Annotated in this window: 2 protein-coding genes and 1 pseudogene; 2 read left to right on the top strand and 1 reads right to left on the bottom strand. The window is 65.6% G+C overall.

The genetic code is table 11. The features are described 5' to 3' along the window. Positions 1-441 precede the first annotated feature (441 nt). Complete coding sequence (locus tag U9977_RS11890) at positions 442-1,359, top strand: prephenate dehydratase (protein ID WP_322749291.1); 918 nt, start codon at positions 442-444, stop codon at positions 1,357-1,359. 21 nt (positions 1,360-1,380) lie between these two features. On the opposite strand, the gene tyrS is transcribed toward U9977_RS11890, so the two are convergent. Further along, positions 1,381-2,778 carry a tyrosine--tRNA ligase gene (gene tyrS, locus U9977_RS11885; protein ID WP_322749289.1) on the bottom strand — a complete coding sequence of 466 codons (1,398 nt, stop codon included), beginning with the start codon at positions 2,776-2,778 and terminating at the stop codon, positions 1,381-1,383. Between the two features lie 168 nt (positions 2,779-2,946). Here tyrS and U9977_RS11880 point away from each other — a divergent pair. Next, positions 2,947-3,356 (top strand): annotated as a pseudogene (locus U9977_RS11880) (ATP-binding protein); the annotation flags it as partial.

Genomic DNA, 3,356 nt, shown 5'->3' with positions numbered 1-3,356 from the left:
AAGCCACGCACGACGGTGTGCGACCGATCGCAGAGCATGATCTGAAAATTGTCAGTGCTGCCCTGTGCGAACCGTGTCCAGCGGTTTGAGGGGGTTGCCGAGACAATCGGTCGTCCTCCGGGGCACGAGCGATGTCGACGACCGTCAGCCGTATGGCCACCGCGATTTGGGAGGTGCCGAACCCGGCGAGGAGCTTTGCCGCGTCGGTGAGCGTCACCGGGGGGTTCGGCCAGCCTCCTGACAGACCTCATCCCGGATGTCGCATACCAGGACGGAACATGTTCGGCTCGATCCGGGGACCGTGGGGTGACGACGAGTGGAGCGGCCGGCGGGGCGAAGATCGCCACTGTCGCACTCGCCCGGCGACCGCTCGGGTATCATCACCGCCGGGCCGACCGCGGCCGCCAGGCAATTGATCATGAGAAATGGACCGCTTCAGCGATGACAGGGCGCAAGAAGATCGCTTTCCAGGGCGAGTTGGGGGCCAATTCGCACCTGGCGTGCCAAAACGTGTATCCGGACTACGAGCCGGTGCCGTTTCAGACCTTTGAGGAGTGCTTCGCGGCAATTGAGAACGGCAGCGCAGACCTCGGAATGATTCCGGTCGAGAACTCGACGGCAGGTCGCGTCGCCGACATCCACTATCTGCTGCCCGACTCGTCGGTGTATATCATCGGCGAGTATTTTCTGCCGGTCCACCATCAGCTGCTGGGACTACCAGGAGCCACCCTGGCCGATCTTCGGACCGTGCACAGCCATCCTCAGGCGCTGGCCCAGTGCCGGGTCGCTCTGCGCGAACTCGGGCTACCCGCGGTAGCCGGCGCCGACACTGCGGGTTGCGCCCGGGAAGTCGCGGAGGCGGGCGATCCGACCAGAGGAGCGATCGCATCCGAGCTGGCGGCCGAAGCCTACGGCCTGCAGATCCTCAAAGCCGACCTCAAGGACGAGGAACATAACACCACCCGGTTCATGATCTTGTCATCGAAAGAACTGCGAGCTGCGGCCGGGATCGGCCCGATCGTCTCCACTTTCGTCTTCAAGGTATCCAACCTGCCGGCCGCCCTCTACAAGGCGCTCGGGGGGTTCGCGACCAACGGCGTCAACATGACCAAACTTGAGAGCTACATGGTCGGTGGCCAGTTCATCGCGACACAGTTTCTCGCCGACATCGAAGGCCATCCCGACGAGCCGCACGTGGGACGCGCGTTCACCGAGCTCGGTTACTTCGCCGAATACCGCATTCTCGGCGTCTACCGAGCCAACCCGTTCCGTGAACAGATCAAGAACATCGACGGCCGTGCGGCCAGCTACCCGGGGCCGGCCGCGTTGGCCCAAGCGCGCGACCTCACAGCAGGTTGAGTCAGGACGTCGTGCTGCCGGTCAGGACGTGGTGACGATCCGGGCGAGCTTGCGGCCGACCTTGAGGTAGTACTCCCCGGTCTGACCGTGGAGCTTGTCGGTGACCACTGCCGCAAGGAGCTCGCGGGCCTCATCGGCGGTGAGCGGGATCTGGTCCTGGACGCCGTCGGATTCGACCACGAGCCGCAGGCCGTTCTGCTCGGCGACCCGACGGACGTCACCGTTGCTCTTGGCGAAACCGAGCGCCCTGACCGCATCGGTGACCGACTGACCCAGATCCATGATGACGGGCAGGTCCTCGACCTCGCCGAAGGCACGCCTGGAGAAGCGGGCGACGAACTCCTCGCGTGCCTTCATGGCCGCGTCGACGCCGTGGACGGCCGCGGTGACCTCCCCGGCGAGAATCTTCTTCAGGTCCATCGGATGCAGGGACCCGGCCGCCAGCTGTGCGCCGGCGATGGCCAGTTCGGCGTTGCGCCACTCGCTCAGTGCCTGGAAGTACGGCTCCACCAGCCGGTCCGCCACCGACATGATCTTACCGAAGATCTCACCGGCGGGAGCGGTCAGGGGCACGTAGTTGCCCTTTGACTTGGACATCTTCGCCCCGGTGCCATCGGTGCCCTCGATCAGCGAGGTGGCGACCACCACCTCCGGTACCTGCCCGCAGATGTGCATGACGTGCCGGCACATCTGCATGTTGAGGAACTGGTCGATGCCGCCGACCTCCAGGTCGCTGTTGATCTCCACCGAGTCCAGCGCCATGACCACGGAGTACAGCAGCTCGGCCAGTGACAACCCATGGCCGGCCTCCAGCCGCTTGCGGAAGTCCTCGCGCTGTAGCGGCATCGAGACCGGGATCTGGGCGGTGATTCTGATCAGTTCGGGCAGCGTGACCGCACGCAGCCAGTCGCCGTTGTGGCGGAACTGGGCGTGTTCGAAGTCGAAGAAGGGGCTGACCTGGTCACGGTAGGTGACGAGGTTGCCGGCGATGTCCTCGTCGGTCAGCTCGGGGCGCTCATCCGAGCGGCCGGACGGATCACCGATCTTGGCGGTCACGTCGCCGACGATGAAGACCACCTGATGGCCCATGCGCTGGAACCGGCTCAGGATGAGCATCGGTACCGCGTGCCCCAGGTGGACGTCGCGGCCGGTCGGGTCGATGCCGAACTTGGCGATGAACGGCCGGTCCTTCTTCCCGGCTTCGACGATGCGCTCGGCCAGGACGGCGACCGAGGGCTGTAGCTCCTGGGAACGCTCGGCGACCAGCGCGGCCTGCTCGGCCGGGGCGAGATCCGACAGGTCCAGACCGCGACGCTGCGTAGTCAGTTCCAGCAGCTCGCGCACGGTGGCGTCGGTCGCGAGATCCGCACCGGTCAGCAGGGCGGTAACGCGGTCAACGGACTGGCTCAATCGGGTCATCAGAACTCTCCGGGGCGTGGGTGGCACCGTCATCCTATGGAGAACCCGAGGTCGCCTCCGAACGCCGGTGTCGCCCTGGTCGACGTAAACTCCGGTCCAGGTAAGATGCGATCAACGTAAGACGAGATCAACGTAAGACGAGATCTATGTTTGGCGGGGAGTACGGCGGTGAGCTTCAGCGGCAGGATGTCCGACATCGACCTCCTGCGTGGGCAGCTACGGCAGGTGAGCACCGGCCAGGGCGGCACCCGCGGACGCGCACTGATCATGACCGGACGACGTCGGGTGGGAAAATCCCGGCTGGCGCAGGAGTTCTGCGACCGTTCGGGCGCGCCGTACGTGATCTTCCAGGCGACCCGAGGTCGCAATCCGGCCGCGGAACGGGCCGATTTCAGTGAGACGCTGGCCCAGTCCACCCTGCCCGGAGCGGAACTCGCCGCAGGCATGGGCACGGCGGACTGGAACCACGCCCTACGCGCCCTCGCGATCGCCGTTCCCGATACCACGCCCAGCATCGCGGTGATCGACGAGGTGCCGTGGCTGGTCGAGCAGGACCGCGAGTTCGAGGGTGCACTGCA

Source organism: Protofrankia sp. Cas8 (genome assembly GCF_963555845.1).
Lineage (GTDB): Bacteria > Actinomycetota > Actinomycetes > Frankiales > Frankiaceae > Protofrankia.
The sequence above is the reverse complement of the archived record's forward strand: the minus strand, read 5'-3'. Positions and strand labels throughout refer to the sequence as shown.